Here is a 17,343-nt window from a genome sequence, read left to right as displayed (position 1 = left end):
GAGCATGGTTGCGTTGAATCGACCATGGTTACTCACAACCCCATAGTGTTATAGGTGCTTTAATGAGCGTAGTTGATGTTATCAAAGAGCAGATCGAGTCAAATTCAATCCTTTTATACATGAAAGGAACGCCTCGTTTTCCTCAGTGTGGGTTTTCATCCCGTGCAACTGAAGCCTTAATGGCTTGCGGAGAAAGATTCGCGTTTGTCAATATTCTTGAGCATCCAGATATCCGCAGTGAGTTACCAAAGTACGCAAACTGGCCGACCTTTCCTCAGCTATGGATCAATGGTGAGTTAGTTGGTGGTTGCGATATTATTACCGAATTGGCGGCTACAGGTGAGTTGGCTGAAATGGTAAAGGCTGCTGCAGCTGCATCAGGCGCTTCTGAAAACGCTGAGTCTTAAGCAGAATTCAGTATGGCTGATCTGCGTAAGAGCGATCAGCCATTTTTGATGATTGGATAAGCGGTTATCGTGTATCCAGTACAAGATCCCAGCCACCCATATCTTTCCAGCGATTCACAATCATGCAAAACAGCTCGGCTGTTTTTTCTGTATCGTAAACAGCAGAATGCGCTTTTTTGTTATCGAAATCGATTCCAGCCACTTCGCATGCCTTGGCAAGTACCGTTTGACCGCACGCAAGCCCTGCCAGCGTTGCTGTGTCGAATGTGGAAAAAGGATGAAAAGGATTGCGTTTCAGTTGACAACGCTCAGCGGCTTTGAATAAAAAGTTGTGATCAAACGTGGCATTGTGTCCAACCAGTATGGCTCGTTTGCAACCATTGGATTTCACGGCTTTGCGAATGGGCTTGAATAGGGTTTCAAGGGCATCCGCTTCATTGATGGCATTGCGAGACGGGGCCCAAGGATCAATGCCCGTAAAGGCTAAAGCAGATTGTTCGATATTTGCACCTTCAAAAGGCACTACATTTGCGCTATAAGTGCTGTCTATGTGCAAGTAACCTTGTTCGTCCATAATCAGCGTAACGGCTGCGATTTCCAGAAGTGCATCAGTTTGCGCGTTAAATCCTGCCGTTTCGACATCAATAACGACGGGCAGGTATCCGCGAAAGCGGTCGGCCATATTTGTTTTATCGGATGACTGTGCCAAAAAAAATCCTTACTCTATGCTCATGTGTTAAGGGTATTCTATCAGTCTGTGTTATTGAGTGAAACGTCATCTAAATAATCTGTTGTCTTTGCCGATAAAGACTCAACGATAATGTGGAAAGGCCGTATTGTGTTCATGAAGTGTTGGTGTAAATTGTCCTTACTTGCGTTGTTGATCTTGCCTGTCATCGTGCAAGCGGTTACCTTTCGGCCGACCATAGAAACAGCTGCATGGGAAATTGATATGTCCCCCTTTATGTGTCGGATGACGCAGCGTATTCCTTCTTTTGGTGAAGGAGTATTCGAGCAGGAGGCTGGCGAAAATCTAGTGTTTAGATTGACGCCAAGTCAGCGCCAGCAGTTAAATGGTTCGGTGCGACTTGTGGCCGAGATGCCGAATTGGCAACCTGGGCGTCAGCCTCAGGCCATTACTGAGTTGAGCGTCAGTCAGGGACAGGTTGTGGTTCAAGGCGACTCTGCAATTCGAATGCTGGCAGCATTGCATAATGGTTTGTTTCCAACCTTCAGTGCACAACAGTGGTTCCAGACTTCTGAACCCGTCACTGTGGGGATATCGTCTGTGAATTTTGCCCCTGCCTATGATGATTATCTTGATTGCTTAACCCAGTTGCTGCCTGTTAACTATCGGCAGATTGCTAGAACGGCTGTTTTGTTCCCACCTGATCAGTTTCGATTGTCGGATGCCACCACCGAGCGCTTGGATCAGATTATTCAATATGTCTTAACCGATCCCTCGGTTCAGCAGATTTTTATTGACGGGCATTCCGATAATGTCGGGCGCCGCTTGTTAAATCGTGATACGTCTAGACGCAGAGCAGAAGCCGTGACGGAGTATCTGGTTGGCCGCGGGGTGCCTGAAGACATCATTATTATGCGCTATCATGGTGACCGCTATCCTGTTGTCGATAATGATACCGAAGAAAATCGCACACGAAATCGTCGCGTGACAATTCGACTTGAGCGTGAATAGAGGCAGAAACGGAGTCTTTCTGTTACACTCTGCAAAATACGTATTAACGTCTTTCTTACAGCTACTCGCGGTGAGTGGCTGGTTTCAGTGATCTGGAGCACATTAAATATGTCCGATATTAAAAAGGTCGTTTTAGCCTACTCTGGCGGCCTGGATACATCAGTAATTGTTCGTTGGCTACAAGACACCTATGCCTGTGAAGTGGTGACCTTTACGGCAGATATAGGGCAAGGTGAAGAAGTTGAGCCAGCCCGTACAAAAGCCGAAGCCTTGGGTGTAAAAGAGATTTACATCGAAGATCTGCGTGAAGAGTTTGTCCGTGATTACGTATTTCCAATGTTCCGTGCCAATACCATCTATGAAGGTGAGTATTTGCTGGGCACATCCATCGCACGTCCATTGATTGCAAAGCGTCTAATTGAAATTGCGAACGAGACCGGTGCTGATGCTATTTCTCATGGTGCAACGGGTAAGGGTAATGATCAAGTGCGCTTTGAGTTGGGAGCCTATGCTCTAAAACCTGGCGTGAAAGTGATTGCACCTTGGCGTGAGTGGGATCTGACGTCTCGTGAAAAGCTCATGCAGTACTGCGAAGAGCGAAACATACCTGTTGACTTCAGCAACAAGAAAAAGAAATCACCTTACTCTATGGATGCAAACCTTCTGCACATTTCCTATGAAGGTGGTGTGTTGGAAGAGCCTTGGGCTGAAGCAGAAGACGATATGTGGCGTTGGAGCGTGAGTCCTGAAGAAGCACCGGATCAAGCAACCTATCTTGAGTTGACGTATGAGAAAGGTGACATCGTTGCAATTAATGGCGAAGCCATGAGCCCTGCGACAGTGCTTGAAACTCTGAATAAAATCGGGGGAGCAAACGGCGTTGGGCGCTTAGATATCGTTGAAAACCGCTTTGTGGGAATGAAGTCACGCGGATGCTATGAAACACCGGGTGGCACCATTATGTTGAAAGCACATCGTGCGATAGAATCAATTACCTTGGATCGCGAAGTCGCTCACTTGAAAGATGCGCTGATGCCACGTTATGCCGAGATGATCTACAATGGTTTTTGGTGGTCTGAAGAGCGCAAAATGATGCAGCAGATGATCGATTACAGCCAGCGTCACGTCAACGGCGATGTCCGCGTTAAATTGTACAAAGGAGCGGTCTCAGTGGTTGGGCGTCGTTCAGCCGATAGTCTTTTTGATGAAAGCATTGCTACTTTTGAAGATGATGCGGGTTCTTACAATCAAAAAGATGCAGAAGGGTTTATTAAATTGAACGCGCTGCGCATGCGAATTGCTGCAAGCAAGGGTCGGAACCTGCTGGATTAATTCGCTCAGGATACAAATAAACGCTAAAAGGGCCCTTATGGGTCCTTTTTGTTATAATGCCTTTATCTTTAACCCTAAGTCGATGATTGCATAAGCCCGAAGGGGTCGCTAAAATTCGTCGTTTCTCTGACTCAGTAACCTATGAAATCTCACAAGCTACTTCAAGCCCCTATCCCGATGCGCTGGGTAGGTCCGCTTAAAATCACGGGTGAAACCTTAAATGAAAAGGTGAGTGTGCCGCTCGCAACCTACGAAATTCCTTTATGGCATTCGGTAGGGCGTGGTGCACGAGTTTCGATGCTCACTGAAGGTATTCGGACCAATGTTATTGATGAGCGAATGACGCGATCAGTCTTACTTGAAGCAGAGGATGCTTGGGCCGCGCATCAAGCCTTGGTATCGATTAAGCAGCGTCAGCCTGAGTTGAATGCAGTGGTGGCCAGAAGCAGTCGTTTTGCGCAGCTTATTGATATGCACAGCCAAGTGGTCGGTAACCTGATGTATTTGCGTCTGGAGTTCACGACGGGAGATGCCTCTGGACACAATATGGTGACGAATGCAGCCGATAAGTTGATACCTTGGATCCTGGCTGAGTATCCTCAACTGCGCTACTCGTCTATTTCGGCCAATTATTGCTCTGACAAAAAAGCGACAGCCGTAAACGGGATTCTCGGACGCGGGAAGTATGTGGTCAGTGAAATACTCATTCCGCGCGATATTTGTGAACGTCGTTTAAATACCACGCCTGAAAAAGTTGTCGATCTGAACATAAAAAAGAATTTAATTGGCACTCTAATCGCCGGTGGAATTCGTAGTGCAAATGCACATTATGCCAATATGCTGCTGGCGTTTTATCTGGCAACAGGGCAAGACGCTGCCAATATTATCGAGGGATCGCAAGGGATTGTTCATGCTGAGGCCAGGCAGGGTGATTTATATTTCTCATGCACCTTGCCGAATGTGATCGTCGGCAGTGTTGGTAATGGTAAAGGGATCGATTTTGTTGAAGAGAACTTAACACGACTTGGCTGTAAGGCAGATCGACAGCCTGGAGAAAATGCTAGGCGCTTAGCCGCCATCTGCGGTGCTGTGGTCTTGTGTGGTGAGTTGTCTTTGTTATCCGCGCAAACCAATCCGGGTGAGTTGATGGAAGCGCATATTAAATTGGAGCGCTCATGAGCGATCAAACCAACGAGCGGAAAATCGAACATATTCGAGTGATTGAGCAGGACCCAGAGACGGATCGTCAAGGTGCTTATTTCGATCGAATTCGTTTGACGCACCGGGCGTTGCCAGAAGTGTCTCTCGCTGAAATTGATCCCAGTGTGGAGTTTTTAGGTAAAAGACTCAGCTTTCCTTTGCTGATCTCCTCAATGACAGGAGGGGATCATGAGCTGGTTAGGCACATTAATAAAAACCTAGCGCTTGCCGCTGAGGCGTGTCAGGTTGCGATGGGGGTTGGATCGCAGCGAGTGATGTTTTCATCTGAGGCTGCAAAAGAGAGCTTTTCGCTTCGCCCATTTGCACCCACCGTTCCTTTGTTTGCGAATATTGGCGCGGTGCAGTTGAATTGTGGCGTGGGTTATGAAGACGTTATGCGTGCGGTTGATGTTTTGCAGGCCGATGCGCTGTATTTGCATTTGAACCCTCTGCAAGAGGCAGTTCAGCCTGAAGGCGATACGAATTTTGCAGGTCTGTCAGCGGCTATCCAGGCGCTTCAGCAACGCTTGACTCTACCTATTATTTTAAAAGAAGTGGGGTCTGGGCTATCGCCAGCGGATATTCGTTTAGGGCTAGGAGCGGGAGTTCGTTATTTTGATGTCGCTGGCAGCGGTGGGACATCTTGGAGCCGAATTGAACACCATCGTCGCCAGTTCGATGCAACGGATTTAGGTTTGAAATTCCAGGATTGGGGGCTGCCAACGCCCTTAGCCTTGAAGTTGGCCGAGCCTTTTTTGGATCAGGCCACTTTGATTGCCAGTGGTGGTATAAGAGATGGGATTGATATGGCGAAATCTGTTATACTCGGCGCCTCGCTTTGCGGGGTGGCAGCTCCATTATTACAACCTGCCATGGAATCAGCGGATGCGGTCATAGCTGCAATCGAAAAACTGCGGCGTGAATTTGTTACGGCGATGTTTCTGCTCGGTACGTCAGATTTTTCAGCACTGTACAGGAACAAAGCGCTTATTGTTGAAGAGCGTTGAGGAACTTTAGCAGATATGTCAGTGGGTATAGACGAAATCAGTTTTTATACGTCCAACTTTTATCTTGATTTAAGGACGTTGGCTGCGAAGCAGCAAACTGACCCAGAGAAGTACTATACCGGTATCGGTCAAGAGAAGATGGCAATGGCAACGCACGATGAAGACATCGTGACGATGGCCGCTAATGCCGCTTTACCTTTGATCGAGCGTATAGGGACAAACGCGATTTCAACTCTATTGTTGGCCACAGAAACAGGTATTGACCAATCCAAGGCTGCCGGTATTTATGTGCACCGTTTATTAGGGTTGAATGCGAATTGTCGAGTGGTTGAATTAAAACAGGCTTGCTACAGTGCCACGGCTGCATTGCAGATGGCGTGTGCCTTGGTGGCACGTCAGCCAACCACTAAAGTGTTGGTGATCGCGTCGGATATCGCACGCTACGATCTTGATACCCCCGGTGAAGCGACGCAAGGCTGCGGTGCTGTTGCCATGTTGATTAGCCATAATCCACGTATCATGGCGATTGATGCAGAAGTCGGCAATTACACCGATGATGTTATGGATTTTTGGCGGCCTAATTATCGTTCCACAGCGTTGGTTGATGGCAAGTACTCGACAAAAATATACTTAAAAGCATTGAAGAAAACCTGGGATAGCTTTTCTGAGGTGAGTCGAATTGGCTTCAATGATTTTAGTTACTTTTGTTACCACTTGCCATTTAGTCGGATGGCACAAAAAGCGCATCAGCATCTAGCGAAATCAAATCAATGTGAGTTGTCAGCTGAAGGGATTGAAGCGCAAATACAACCTACGCTTCGCTATAATCAAATTATTGGCAATAGCTATACCGCATCGATTTATATTGGTTTGTGTTCGCTACTGGATAACGTTAAAGAAAATCTGGCGGGTAAAAAAGTTGGGTTTTTTAGTTATGGCTCTGGCTGCGTTGCTGAGTTTTTTAGTGGCTCTATCCAAGAGGGCTATCAGGCCTGCTTACATACCCAGCGCCATATGGATATGTTGGCCGAGCGCCAAGAGCTTAACTATGATCAGTATCTAGACCTGTATCGTTATCCTGACCCTCGCCAAGGCGAGTCTGTTGAGATACCGAAAGCCACGTTAGGTCGCTTTCGCTTAGCTGCGATTCATCAACATAAGCGTGAATATGTCGCCTGTTAGGCGGCATATTAAATTACGTTAGTTCATGATGTCAGCATTGGCGCCCGGTAAGTTAATTCTGAGTGGTGAGCACTCTGTTGTCTATGGTGCGCCCGCCCTTAGCTTGGCACTTCGTCGTCACACACGTGCTCAGTTTTTGCCAAATGACTCCGGTTTTTTGGAAGGGCGAATCTCTCATGCCTCCGCTGCATTTTTGCCCTTTGCAATTAACCATTTAACCTCATTGAAGCATCGCCTTGATGCGCGTTACGAGTTGTTTCTTAACGGCGAATTATCCATTCAGCAAGTACTTGATCATCCTTCACAACTCTTGCTGTACACTATTGCGGTTTCGATGGGTGCTGATGTCGAAAGAGCCTCCGGTACGTTGCATTTATCCTCGGATTTATTGGTTGGGTCGGGCATGGGCTCATCTGCCTCCGTCATTGCCTGTTTATTAAGTTTATTTGCCCCAGCTCCCTCAGATGTTGCCGACTTTGTTGAGCAGGTGCGATTTTGTGAGCGCCTTCAGCATGGCCGTGGCAGTTTAATCGATGCGGCCAGTGTGTCTTACGGTGGGATTATCTGCTTACGACAGCAAGAGGTGTCCCGGTGTGATCATCTGCAGTTACCGCCGGGATGTTTTTGGATTTACACGGGTGCGCCTTCAACCAGTACGGGAGAGTGTGTTGAGCAGGTGCGTAAGTCATTTGCCCACTCGAGTATATGGCAGGCGTTTGCTGAGGTCACCGATTCATTTCTTGAGGCACAACCGGATGAGGTGCCAACCCTTATACAGCAAAATCAGCGGTTACTAGAGCGTATAGGTGTAGTACCCAGTGCTATACAGTCTTTAGTCCGTCAGATAGAGTGTTCAGGCGGAGCCGCCAAAGTTGCTGGTGCTGGTTGTGTTCGTGGGCCTCATGCGGGATTGTTGCTGGCTTGGTTGCCTGAGGGCACACCCGCTCAGCTGGAGTTACCTGCTCATTATATTTGGGGAGAGTTGGACATTGAGTATCAAGGCGCCTATCCGTTCTGAATTTCAGGATTTTCCAGTGTGTGTGTCAGCCCCCGGCAGTTTAATGCTGATGGGAGAGCATGCGGTTCTTCATGGTCATCTTGCGTTGGCGTGTGCCGTGGATGTCTTTGTGTACATTGGCGTTCGTTTGCGTGAAGATGATCAGGTCAGCATTGATTCTTCACTGGGGCAGTATCAGTCATCGCGAGATGTCTTGGCAGACGATGCCCGGTTACGGTTTGTGTTAGCTGCAATAAAAGCATGGTCAACAGAGCTTCCCCAAGGACTTGATGTCAAAATTCGGGCTGAGTTCTCACATCAGGTTGGGCTGGGCTCGTCAGCTGCGGTGACGGCCGCGATGATGGTGGCGCTCAATAGGCTTACGGGCACTCAGTTAGAGATAGACGCTCTGTTTAAGCGAGGCTTAGACGTTATTCATTCGGTTCAAGATGGACGAGGCTCGGGGACGGATTTGGCGGCGAGCTTAAAGGGCGGTATCGTGGCGTATCGTTATACACCATATTTCTTAGAAAGCATTCCTGGTCAGCCCGAGATCGCGTTATTTTACGCTGGCTATAAAATGAAAACTCCAGACGTCATTCGACTGATTGAAAAAAAATGGCAGAGTCAGCCCGATTTACTGAATTCACTCTATCAATTGATGAATCAAACAACGGAACAGGCGCGTTTAGCGATCCTTGAGCAGGATTGGCCGAGGCTGGGCAGCTTGATGAACGTCTATCAGGGACTTATGGATGCACTGGGTGTCAATGATCAGACGCTGTCGTTGATGATCTATCAACTGCGTATGCAGCCGGGTGTATTGGGGTGTAAAATTTCAGGGTCAGGTTTAGGTGACTGTGTCATTGCCTTAGGTCAGACTCAGCAAAGCGTGGGTGAACAAGCCTTCGCTCTGACAATATCCAATCAAGGCACAGAGGTTATGGGAGGCTAAAACGTAGCAATGATGACGCCACATGAAATAGTAAAGCCTTGGTTAAACGAGGGTGTAAATCCAGTTAAGTCTGAAGAGCATTTTGCTCCGAGTAATATAGCTCTCTGTAAGTATTGGGGTAAGCGGGATAAGTCGCTTAACCTCCCGATCAATCCTTCGTTATCGGTATCCTTGGCTCATTTGGGAACGCACACCCGCTTAACACCCATCGACCATGCTGAAGACGAGGTATGGCTGAACGGTTTGTGTTTATCCGAGGATTCGGCATTTAGCAAACGGGTATCCCTCTTTTTAGATCTGTTTAGAGCCTCTAAGCCGACCTGTTTCAAAGTTGAGACGCGTAACTCAATCCCGACTGCGGCTGGCTTAGCGTCTTCTGCTTCAGGCTTTGCGGCTTTAGCGCTGGCTGTGAATGACAGTTTTCAGTTAAGCCTTGATGCTCAGCCGTTATCGGTGTTGGCGCGTTTAGGAAGTGGCAGTGCCTGTCGATCTTTGTATGATGGGTTTGTTGAATGGCAGATGGGTGAGCGGACGGACGGTCTGGATAGCTATGCAATCCCCATGTCCGAAACCTGGCCAGACTTGTGTATTGGTCTCGTGAAGGTCGATGCACGAGAGAAAGCAACGGATTCACGCAGTGGCATGCAGCGTACCCTAGAAACGGCACATTTGTATCAGAGTTGGCCGTTACAGGCAGCAATGGATATCCAGGCCATTAAAGACGCCATACGAGCGCATGACTTTGCGTGTTTAGGTGCTAAGGCGGAGCATAATGCTATGTCCATGCATGCGACGATGATGGCGTCGTGGCCCCCCTTAGTCTATTGGCAACCCGAATCCTTAATGGCAATGCAGACGGTTTGGAAACTGCGTGCACAAGGCTTGCCCGTGTATTTCACCATGGATGCTGGGCCTAATCTCAAACTACTGTTTGAGAAAGCGTCAGCGAATGATGTGCTCGCTCATTTCCCAGACATTGAAGTGATTCATCCCTTCGGTTTGACCTAGAGGTGTCTCGGGGATTTCCGCTGACTCGTCAGCAACGCGATACTGAGCAAGGAATGCTGCTTGAGTATTGGTTACAGACCCCTGAGGGTGCGCAAGTTGTGCGTGTCACAGGTGAACATGCCGTGTGTTTTGTCTTGCAAAGTCAGCAAGCGAAAGTGCAGCAGATTTTAGCGTCATTGACGGGCTGGTATGCGCGTCATTTGCCTTTAAAAGATCTATTGCAGCGGCCCGTTTCAGCCTTGTATTTTTCCCATTTAAAAACCTACCGAGAAGCCTTGGAGCGTTTACAAGCTCAGGGTATCACCTTAATGGAAGAGGACATTCGTCCGGTTGATCGTTATTTGATGGAGCGTTTTATTTTTTCAGGTGCTCAGGTGTGTAACACCCCCAAAGGCATGCATTTGAAGGCTTGCGACTATCAACCTCAGTTTCGTATTTTATCTCTGGATATTGAAACAACATTAACGGCCAATCGTATTTTATCCGTTGCGCTTCAAGGCTTAGACTTTGAAAAAGTGCTCATGGTTGGCCAAACGCAAACAGACTCTTCAATTATCTATTGTCGAGATGAAAAACAACTGCTGCTTTCGTTCATGCAGCATATCCATCTATATGATCCTGACATTATTATCGGTTGGAATATTATCGGCTTTGATCTGAGTGTCCTTGATGCGCGGGCTCGAGCATTGGGCGTGTCGTTGCAGATTGGTCGAGATCAGCAGGCACTGCGTATTGAACGTCGACAGCAGGGGAATCGTCACTATGTTCGTTTGAACGGTCGAGTAGTGCTTGATGGTATTGATACGCTCAAGGGCGCAACTTGGCACTTTGAGCGCTATTCGCTGGAGTATGTGGCGCAGGCTTTGTTAGGGAGAGGAAAAGACATTGAGTCCGTGAATGATCGCGGGCAAGCTATTCAACGACTCTACGCTGAAGATCAAGAAGCACTGGCCCGTTACAACCTGGAAGATTGCCGCTTGGTCACGGAAATATTTGAAAAAACAGGACTGATTGAGTATTTAACGGAGCGAACGCGCTTAACGGGTTTGAGTCTTGATAAAGTTGGAGGGTCGGCACAAGCCTTTGATAACCTGTATTTGCCTTCTTTGCATCGAGCGGGTTTTGTAGCGCCCGAATACGCCTCGGGTCAAAGAGGTGCAAAAGTTCCCGGTGGCTTTGTCATGGATTCAAAGCCAGGCTTGTACCGTCATGTGCTGGTGCTTGATTTTAAAAGCCTGTATCCGAGTATTATTCGAACATTTAAGATCGATCCGTTAGGGCTTACGATGGGCGTGGCGGATAGTAACGAGCACAATACTGACGATACAGTGCCCGGTTTTTTAGGCGCTGTTTTTTCAAAAGAACACTCTATTTTACCGGGCATCATCGAGCGCTTATGGCAAGCACGAGATGCGGCCAAGCAGCAGGGCAATGCTGCGATGTCGCAGGCCATTAAAATTCAAATGAATGCGTGTTATGGCGTATTGGGCTCGGATGTCTGCCGTTTTTATGATCAGCGTCTCTCAGGGTCCATAACGCTTAGAGGACACCAAATTCTCACAGAAACCGCGAGCTATATAGAGAAGTCCTTTGGTTATGAGGTTATCTACGGTGATACGGATTCGGTGTTCGTCTGGCTGGGTGATGACGTGATTCCTCAGGAGTGTGACGAGAAAGGCGCCGAGTTGGCTAGGTGTTTAAATGACTGGTGGCGACAACGACTGCAGCAAGCGTTTGGTTTAACATCGGCTCTAGAATTGCAATATGAGACGCACTTTGAGCGATTTTTGATGCCACGCATGCGACATTCCGAAGAGGGCAGTAAAAAGCGTTATGCTGGATTGAAGCGTCAAGGGGATGGTACGGCTGAATTGGTGTTTAAGGGGTTGGAGCAGGTTAGAAGTGATTGGACACCCTTGGCCCGCGTCTTTCAACACGAACTTTTTCAGCGAGTGTTTGAGGGGTTGCCTTGTCAGGCGTTTGTCAGGGAGCGGGTAGCGGCTCTTTTAAACGGTGAGCTAGACAATGACTTGGTGTATCGTCGTCGTTTGCGTCGTCCGTTATCCCATTACCAACGCAATATCCCCCCGCATGTTAAAGCTGCACGGCAGTTAAATCAGTATTATCGCGAGAAAGGCTGGCCAGAACCGCTTCGACAAGGGGATACGGTGGCCTATGTTGTGACCCTGATTGGACCTGAAGCCGCTGAAATTTTCGAGGGGCGACTGGACTATCAGCATTACATCGAAAAGCAGCTGCGCCCAGTTGCTGACAGTATTCTCCCGTTTGTGGGGGAGTCATTTGATGATGTGACTCAGCCGCAAATTGCTTTGTTTTGACAGTGGAATATCCTGAATTGCCCGCTGGAAACTCTAATGATTTAGTCTATAATGCACGCACTGCCAACCGCAGTTGAATCCTTTCCTGACTGATCTTGTTACGCATCTGTAACACGTTTATATATAGAATTTACTGACTTATGATGCAGCGTATTTAACCCTGTATCTGCATCTGTTGTATGAAGTCAGAACCGGAGTAATTGAATGAAAATTGCGATACTTTCTCGTAATGCTAAGCTCTATTCTACGCGTCGCTTGGTAGAAGCTGCGAAAAGCCGAGGCCATGAGGTTCGGGTCGTAGATGTATTGCGTTGTTACATGAACATTACTTCGCATAATCCTGAAATACACTATCGTGGGGAAGTATTGAGAGACTTCGATGCTGTGATTCCCAGGATCGGTGCATCAGTGACGTTTTATGGCACCGCTGTGTTGCGCCAGTTTGAAATGATGGATGTGTATCCGCTAAATGAATCTGTTGCTATTTCGAGATCGCGCGATAAGCTTCGCAGCTTGCAACTCTTGTCACGAAAAGGCATCGGCTTGCCTGTGACCAGTTTTGCGCACTCGCCAGATGATATCGATGATTTACTCAGCATTGTGGGCGGTGCGCCTGCTGTCATAAAGCTGTTAGAAGGTACGCAGGGGGTGGGCGTGGTATTGGCCGAAACCAATCAAGCGGCCGAGAGTGTTATTCAAGCCTTTATGGGGTTAAAACAACACATTCTCGTTCAGGAGTTTATCAAAGAAGCGAAGGGATCTGATATCCGAGCCTTTGTGGTGGGTGGTAAGGTTGTTGCCGCCATGAAGCGTCAAGCGAAGGAAGGTGAGTTTCGTTCCAATTTACATCGCGGTGGGACGGCAGAGTTGTGTCGAATTACGCCTGAAGAACGTGCAACAGCCATTCGTGCCGCAAAAGTGATGGGATTGAATGTGTGCGGTGTGGATTTGCTGCGTTCTGCACATGGTCCCTTAGTGATGGAAGTCAACTCGTCACCGGGGCTAGAAGGGATTGAGCGTGCTTCAGGTAAGGATATTGCCGATCAAATTATCGATTTCATTGAGAAAAACGCCAAGCCAAATCGCACACAAACGAAGGGGCAGGGGTAATGCAATCCCGATCAACTGACACGCGCGCACTGAACACAGCGATCACCATAGGAAATGAGACGATCCTACCCGGTGAGCGTCGCACGGTTGATCTGGAAATGGGAAAACTCTATACCCATAGCGCGGCCATGATGCCTGTCCATGTGATTTGTGGACGCCAAGCGGGTCCTGTTTTGTTTGTCAGTGCTGCGATTCATGGTGATGAAATCAATGGCGTCGAAATTATTAGACGCTTATTGCGTTTACCAGCGTTAAAGCGCATTAAGGGTACACTCATTGCTGTTCCCATTGTGAATTTACTGGGGTTTATCAGTCAGAGTCGATACTTGCCTGATCGTCGAGATTTAAATCGTAGCTTCCCTGGCTCTCAATCGGGATCACTTGCCAGTCGAACGGCCCGACAGTTTATGCAGGAAGTGGTGAATCAGTCGACCCATGGGATTGACCTGCATACAGGGGCGATCAATCGCTATAACTTGCCTCAAATTCGTGCAAATTTAGATGATCCCGAAACACTTCGTCTGGCGAATGCCTTTGGGACGCCCGTTATTCTGAATTCAGCACTTAGAGATGGATCGCTTCGAGAAGCCGCCGCTAAAAAAAATATCCCCATCCTCTTGTATGAAGCAGGGGAAGCGCTCAGGTTTGATGAAGTCTCGATCCGTGGAGGTGTTCAAGGCATCTTGAATGTGATGAGAGTGCTTGAAATGCTCCCGCCACCGCGCAAAAAAAGCCAGATGAAAGAACCGATGGTCGCGCGTTCAAGTACTTGGGTCAGAGCGCCGCAGAGTGGAATTTTTAGAGCACAAGTGGTCGAAGGTGCAAGGGTTGTAAAAGATAAAACCCTGTTGGCCATTATTTCAGATCCGTTTGGTGAATCTGAAGAAGAGATCTGGTCACCCGTCAGCGGTTTAGTGATTGGTCAACTAAAGTTGCCCTTGGTCAATGAAGGCGACGCTCTGTTTAACATTGCTCAATTTTATCGGACGGATCTCGTTGAAGATCGTCTAGATGCCTTTAACGAATCTTTAGAAGCGGAAGACCATCCGTTTGCGGATAGTGTATAAAAAGATCGACCTGTTGAGGTCGATCGAATCTGTTTAGCACAGGTTGCGCAAACCCTCGCTCAATCGAGGAGGGGTAAACGCCAAAATGTCCTATGCTATTGGTAACGGGATACATCACCCAATTAAAAAAATTGTCAAAGCTCTTGGGCCATGTGCGCCCATTTGCAATCGCTGCTCAATGTCTGCTGAGCGTGATGGCCCGGTAATCATATTAACGGTTCTGGGTAACTGTCCGGGAGAGAGCGCACGCACGCGTGCCCAAGCCTCTTCATACACTCCAACAATATCTTGGCGTTTTAACACAACGAGATGATTGTCGGGCAAAAAGTTCAATGTGGTTGGGCTTTCCTTGCGCGAATACAGCATTAGCGTTCCGGTTTCAGCAATCCCCATGAATGCGAGTGTTAAGCTGGCGAGATCTCCCGCCAACGCGACCCGTTCATGTTGCACAATGGGGTGAAGCTCCGTCCAATCTAAGGATTTAAGCTCCTCATCACTGGCCATGACAAGGTCAGGAATGTTAGCCGTTTGTAACCACTCGCGAACAGCGCCAGGCAGAGCCTGCAGTGAGGGTAATTCAATCACCTCGGCGGCAGCCTCTTTCGCCATCTCAATAAAGAGTGCCTGAACCTCAGACTCTGATCCTTGGCCACGCATCGGGATTAAATTACGTTCATGACGCGTTATTCGTGCCAAGACTTGTTGGCGCTCAGCGTCAGAAGGAAGGCCACGACCTAGGCCACGGCGTATCGTGTTAAGAATGTCTGCTTTGCTCATTTAGTGGCCTGCCTTTTGTTTTTCGTTCCACTGTTGCATAAATGTTTTGCTGCTAGGAGCGGGCATTTCTCTATGGTCGGTCCAGCCACTGACTACGGGCAGTTTATGAATTCGCCCTTTTTTACCACCGAGCAAACGCAGCATACGGTTTGAGGTCTGACTCAGCAGCCGGTAAAGAGTAGGACGCTTGGCAAAAAATGCCCAAGTTTTAATGCCCCAGCGTGCTGCTTTAGGGGTTAGGTGCCGTTCGAATTCATTTTTGCGCCAGTGTCGCATGAGTTTTGGCAGCGGAATATGAACAGGGCAAACGCTTTCACATTTACCGCAAAATGTAGAGGCATTGGGGAGTAACGCTGCTTTTTCAATACCAATCATTTGAGGGGTGAGCACAGATCCCATCGGACCGGGATAAACCCAGCCATAACTGTGTCCACCTATAGATCCATAAACAGGGCAGTGGTTCATGCAGGCGGCACATCGGATGCAGCGCAGCATCTCTTGTAACTCGCCTCCAACCATGTCACTTCGGCCATTATCGACAAGCACTACATGGTAGTCTTCAGGACCGTCTTGATCTTCTGGGCGTTTGGGGCCTGTTGAAAGCGTATTGTAAACCGTAAATTCTTGCCCTGTCGCTGAGCGCGCCAGCAAGCGTAAGAACAGGGTCATGTCTTCAAGGGTGGGCACCACTTTCTCAATTGATGTGACAACAATATGAGTTTTGGGAAGTGTCTGGGTTAAATCACCATTCCCCTCATTTGTCACAATAATGCTAGAGCCTGTTTCAGCCACTAAAAAGTTGGCACCTGTAATTCCAACATCCGCTGCAACAAAACGAGCGCGAAGTTCTTCACGGGCTTCTTGCATCAAGACCGCCGGGTCCATGGATTTGGGTTTGTGGTGATGCGCGTGAAACGTCTCAGAGACATCCTCTAAGTTTAAATGGATAGCCGGTGCAATGATGTGGCTTGGGTGTTCCCCACGTAATTGTAAAATATACTCGCCTAAGTCTGTTTCAACAGGTGTAATGCCGTTGGCTTCTAGATACTCATTGAGGTTGATTTCCTCAGTGACCATCGACTTACCTTTAGTAACGGTTTTGGCCCCTTTGTCTTGGCAAATCTTTAAGATGGTTTGTCGCGCGTCCTCAGAGGTTCGGCACCAATGAACATGGCCACCATTCTTGATGACGTTGGCTTCAAATTCCTCAAGATAGATATCAAGGTTGGCGATAATGTGATTTTTTAAGTCGCGACCTTGATCGCGCAGTTGATCAAATTCCGGGAGGCGTTTGACTGCATTGGCGCGCTTTTGTGGGAACCCATTTTTGACGTTGCCCAAGGCTTTTTGTAGGCCAACATCCGTGAGTGCGATACGTGCATTTTCTTTAAATTGAGGGCTAGTGATTTGCATTTTGGGCTCCTAAAGCGATTTGCCGAGGTGATACGCTGACTCGCCAAGGGCTGGATAGCTGAGTTCATCCGCTAAGACTTCAACGATATGGCGTACCTGAACGTCTTTACCTTCGCGTTGCAGCTTTCCAGCCATGTTGAGTAAACAACCCAAATCACCACCCAATAATGTTGATGCGCCCGTCTTCGCAACATTTTCGGTCTTGTTGCCAACCATGCGATTCGAAATATCCGCGTATTTGACGCAAAATGTTCCACCAAAGCCACAACAGGTTTCAGACTCTTCCATTTCGGTTAACTCAACACCCTCTATTTGTGCTAAGAGTGCCCGTGGTTGCTGTTTGATGCCGAGTTCTCGCAGCCCAGAGCAGGAGTCATGATAAGTCACCTGACCCTTAAACTGGCTTTTAATGTTTGAAAACTGCAAGACATCAACCAAAAAAGAGGTAATTTCAAAAGCACGTGCTTTAAGGGCTTGTGCTCGGGCATGCCATGGATCCTCGGGTTGAAAGAGCTCGGGGTAATGATGAAGCATCCCGATGCAGGACCCAGAGGGTCCAACGACGTATTCATAGCCTTCCAAAGCCGTAATGGTTAGGCGGGCGATATCCGCCGTGTTGGAAAAATCTCCTGTATTAAAGGCCGGTTGACCGCAACAGGTTTGACCTTGAGGTACCTCGACTCGACAGCCTGCGGCTTCAAGTAATTTAATGGATGCGAAGACGACTTCTGGCCGATATAAATCAGCTAAGCAAGTCACAAATAGACCGATAACAGGTTGTTTATTATTATCTAACACAGCAGAACCCTGATACTAGACAGAAAGAAAAGCTGAAATACAGCTGCACATA

At 48.0% G+C, this 17,343-nt stretch carries 16 protein-coding genes; 12 read left to right on the top strand and 4 right to left on the bottom strand.

Features of this window, described 5'->3' with window-relative positions; genetic code table 11:
* Positions 1-62 precede the first annotated feature (62 nt).
* Positions 63-407 (top strand): Grx4 family monothiol glutaredoxin, encoded by a 345-nt coding sequence (grxD, locus tag F5971_RS04365; RefSeq protein WP_193494262.1) that lies wholly within the window; start codon positions 63-65, stop codon positions 405-407.
* A gap of 64 nt (positions 408-471) precedes the next feature.
* On the opposite strand, the gene rnt is transcribed toward grxD, so the two are convergent.
* On the bottom strand, positions 472-1,089 hold the full coding sequence (gene rnt / locus F5971_RS04360) for a ribonuclease T (protein WP_036511509.1): 618 nt from the start codon (positions 1,087-1,089) through the stop codon (positions 472-474).
* Between the two features lie 138 nt (positions 1,090-1,227).
* Here rnt and F5971_RS04355 point away from each other — a divergent pair, with 138 nt between their 5' ends.
* The 11 genes from F5971_RS04355 (at position 1,228) to F5971_RS04305 (ending at position 14,303) form a co-directional block, all read left to right on the top strand.
* On the top strand, positions 1,228-2,106 hold the full coding sequence (locus F5971_RS04355) for a flagellar protein MotY (protein WP_246187758.1): 879 nt from the start codon (positions 1,228-1,230) through the stop codon (positions 2,104-2,106).
* Between the two features lie 108 nt (positions 2,107-2,214).
* Positions 2,215-3,438: an argininosuccinate synthase gene (locus tag F5971_RS04350; RefSeq protein WP_193494259.1), complete on the top strand. Its 1,224-nt coding sequence runs from the start codon at positions 2,215-2,217 to the stop codon at positions 3,436-3,438.
* A 141-nt stretch (positions 3,439-3,579) separates the two neighbouring features.
* Positions 3,580-4,617 carry a hydroxymethylglutaryl-CoA reductase gene (locus tag F5971_RS04345; RefSeq protein WP_193494257.1) on the top strand — a complete coding sequence of 346 codons (1,038 nt, stop codon included), beginning with the start codon at positions 3,580-3,582 and terminating at the stop codon, positions 4,615-4,617.
* Positions 4,614-5,645 (top strand): type 2 isopentenyl-diphosphate Delta-isomerase, encoded by a 1,032-nt coding sequence (gene fni / locus F5971_RS04340; protein WP_193494255.1) that lies wholly within the window; start codon positions 4,614-4,616, stop codon positions 5,643-5,645. The genes F5971_RS04345 and fni overlap by 4 nt, the downstream gene beginning before the upstream one ends.
* Before the next feature lie 15 nt (positions 5,646-5,660).
* A complete protein-coding gene (locus F5971_RS04335; RefSeq protein WP_193494253.1) occupies positions 5,661-6,827 on the top strand; it encodes a hydroxymethylglutaryl-CoA synthase in 1,167 nt (388 codons plus the stop codon).
* A 25-nt stretch (positions 6,828-6,852) separates the two neighbouring features.
* Positions 6,853-7,845, top strand: a complete 993-nt coding sequence (locus tag F5971_RS04330; protein WP_036511371.1) for a mevalonate kinase family protein — start codon at positions 6,853-6,855, stop codon at positions 7,843-7,845.
* Positions 7,817-8,779, top strand: coding sequence for a mevalonate kinase family protein (locus F5971_RS04325; protein WP_162149942.1), 963 nt, complete (start codon positions 7,817-7,819; stop codon positions 8,777-8,779). The genes F5971_RS04330 and F5971_RS04325 overlap by 29 nt, the downstream gene beginning before the upstream one ends.
* 9 nt (positions 8,780-8,788) lie before the next feature.
* A complete protein-coding gene (mvaD, locus tag F5971_RS04320; RefSeq protein ID WP_193494251.1) occupies positions 8,789-9,787 on the top strand; it encodes a diphosphomevalonate decarboxylase in 999 nt (332 codons plus the stop codon).
* 2 nt (positions 9,788-9,789) lie between these two features.
* The gene (locus tag F5971_RS04315) at positions 9,790-12,126 is read left to right on the top strand and encodes a DNA polymerase II (protein WP_193494249.1); all 2,337 of its coding nucleotides are present in this window, start codon (positions 9,790-9,792) and stop codon (positions 12,124-12,126) included.
* Positions 12,127-12,330: 204 nt separating this feature from the next.
* The gene (gene rimK, locus F5971_RS04310; RefSeq protein ID WP_036511377.1) at positions 12,331-13,236 is read left to right on the top strand and encodes a 30S ribosomal protein S6--L-glutamate ligase; all 906 of its coding nucleotides are present in this window, start codon (positions 12,331-12,333) and stop codon (positions 13,234-13,236) included.
* The gene (locus tag F5971_RS04305; RefSeq protein ID WP_051514424.1) at positions 13,236-14,303 is read left to right on the top strand and encodes a succinylglutamate desuccinylase/aspartoacylase family protein; all 1,068 of its coding nucleotides are present in this window, start codon (positions 13,236-13,238) and stop codon (positions 14,301-14,303) included. Before rimK ends, F5971_RS04305 begins: the two co-directional genes overlap by 1 nt.
* A gap of 114 nt (positions 14,304-14,417) precedes the next feature.
* On the opposite strand, the gene F5971_RS04300 is transcribed toward F5971_RS04305, so the two are convergent.
* Genes F5971_RS04300 through F5971_RS04290 form a run of 3 tightly spaced genes read right to left on the bottom strand, consistent with a single transcriptional unit; the run spans position 14,418 to position 17,291 of the window.
* Entirely contained in the window at positions 14,418-15,080 is a 663-nt protein-coding gene (locus tag F5971_RS04300) for a LutC/YkgG family protein (protein ID WP_036511380.1), read from the bottom strand.
* Positions 15,081-16,493 (bottom strand): LutB/LldF family L-lactate oxidation iron-sulfur protein, encoded by a 1,413-nt coding sequence (locus tag F5971_RS04295; protein ID WP_193494247.1) that lies wholly within the window; start codon positions 16,491-16,493, stop codon positions 15,081-15,083.
* 9 nt (positions 16,494-16,502) lie between these two features.
* Positions 16,503-17,291 (bottom strand): (Fe-S)-binding protein, encoded by a 789-nt coding sequence (locus F5971_RS04290; RefSeq protein ID WP_036511383.1) that lies wholly within the window; start codon positions 17,289-17,291, stop codon positions 16,503-16,505.
* Positions 17,292-17,343: the final 52 nt, after the last annotated feature.

Source organism: Nitrincola alkalisediminis (genome assembly GCF_009821115.1).
GTDB lineage: Bacteria > Pseudomonadota > Gammaproteobacteria > Pseudomonadales > Balneatricaceae > Nitrincola > Nitrincola alkalisediminis.
Note: the sequence above shows the minus strand (reverse complement) of the source record. Positions and strands in the feature narration are given on the sequence as shown.

Coding starts and splice junctions, on each gene's coding strand:
- grxD (WP_193494262.1), top strand. CDS start 63: ATGAGCGTAGTTGATGTTATCAAAGAGCAGATCGAGTCAAATTCAATC.
- rnt (WP_036511509.1), bottom strand. CDS start 1,089: ATGGCCGACCGCTTTCGCGGATACCTGCCCGTCGTTATTGATGTCGAA.
- F5971_RS04355 (WP_246187758.1), top strand. CDS start 1,228: ATGTGGAAAGGCCGTATTGTGTTCATGAAGTGTTGGTGTAAATTGTCC.
- F5971_RS04350 (WP_193494259.1), top strand. CDS start 2,215: ATGTCCGATATTAAAAAGGTCGTTTTAGCCTACTCTGGCGGCCTGGAT.
- F5971_RS04345 (WP_193494257.1), top strand. CDS start 3,580: ATGAAATCTCACAAGCTACTTCAAGCCCCTATCCCGATGCGCTGGGTA.
- fni (WP_193494255.1), top strand. CDS start 4,614: ATGAGCGATCAAACCAACGAGCGGAAAATCGAACATATTCGAGTGATT.
- F5971_RS04335 (WP_193494253.1), top strand. CDS start 5,661: ATGTCAGTGGGTATAGACGAAATCAGTTTTTATACGTCCAACTTTTAT.
- F5971_RS04330 (WP_036511371.1), top strand. CDS start 6,853: ATGATGTCAGCATTGGCGCCCGGTAAGTTAATTCTGAGTGGTGAGCAC.
- mvaD (WP_193494251.1), top strand. CDS start 8,789: ATGATGACGCCACATGAAATAGTAAAGCCTTGGTTAAACGAGGGTGTA.
- rimK (WP_036511377.1), top strand. CDS start 12,331: ATGAAAATTGCGATACTTTCTCGTAATGCTAAGCTCTATTCTACGCGT.
- F5971_RS04305 (WP_051514424.1), top strand. CDS start 13,236: ATGCAATCCCGATCAACTGACACGCGCGCACTGAACACAGCGATCACC.
- F5971_RS04300 (WP_036511380.1), bottom strand. CDS start 15,080: ATGAGCAAAGCAGACATTCTTAACACGATACGCCGTGGCCTAGGTCGT.
- F5971_RS04295 (WP_193494247.1), bottom strand. CDS start 16,493: ATGCAAATCACTAGCCCTCAATTTAAAGAAAATGCACGTATCGCACTC.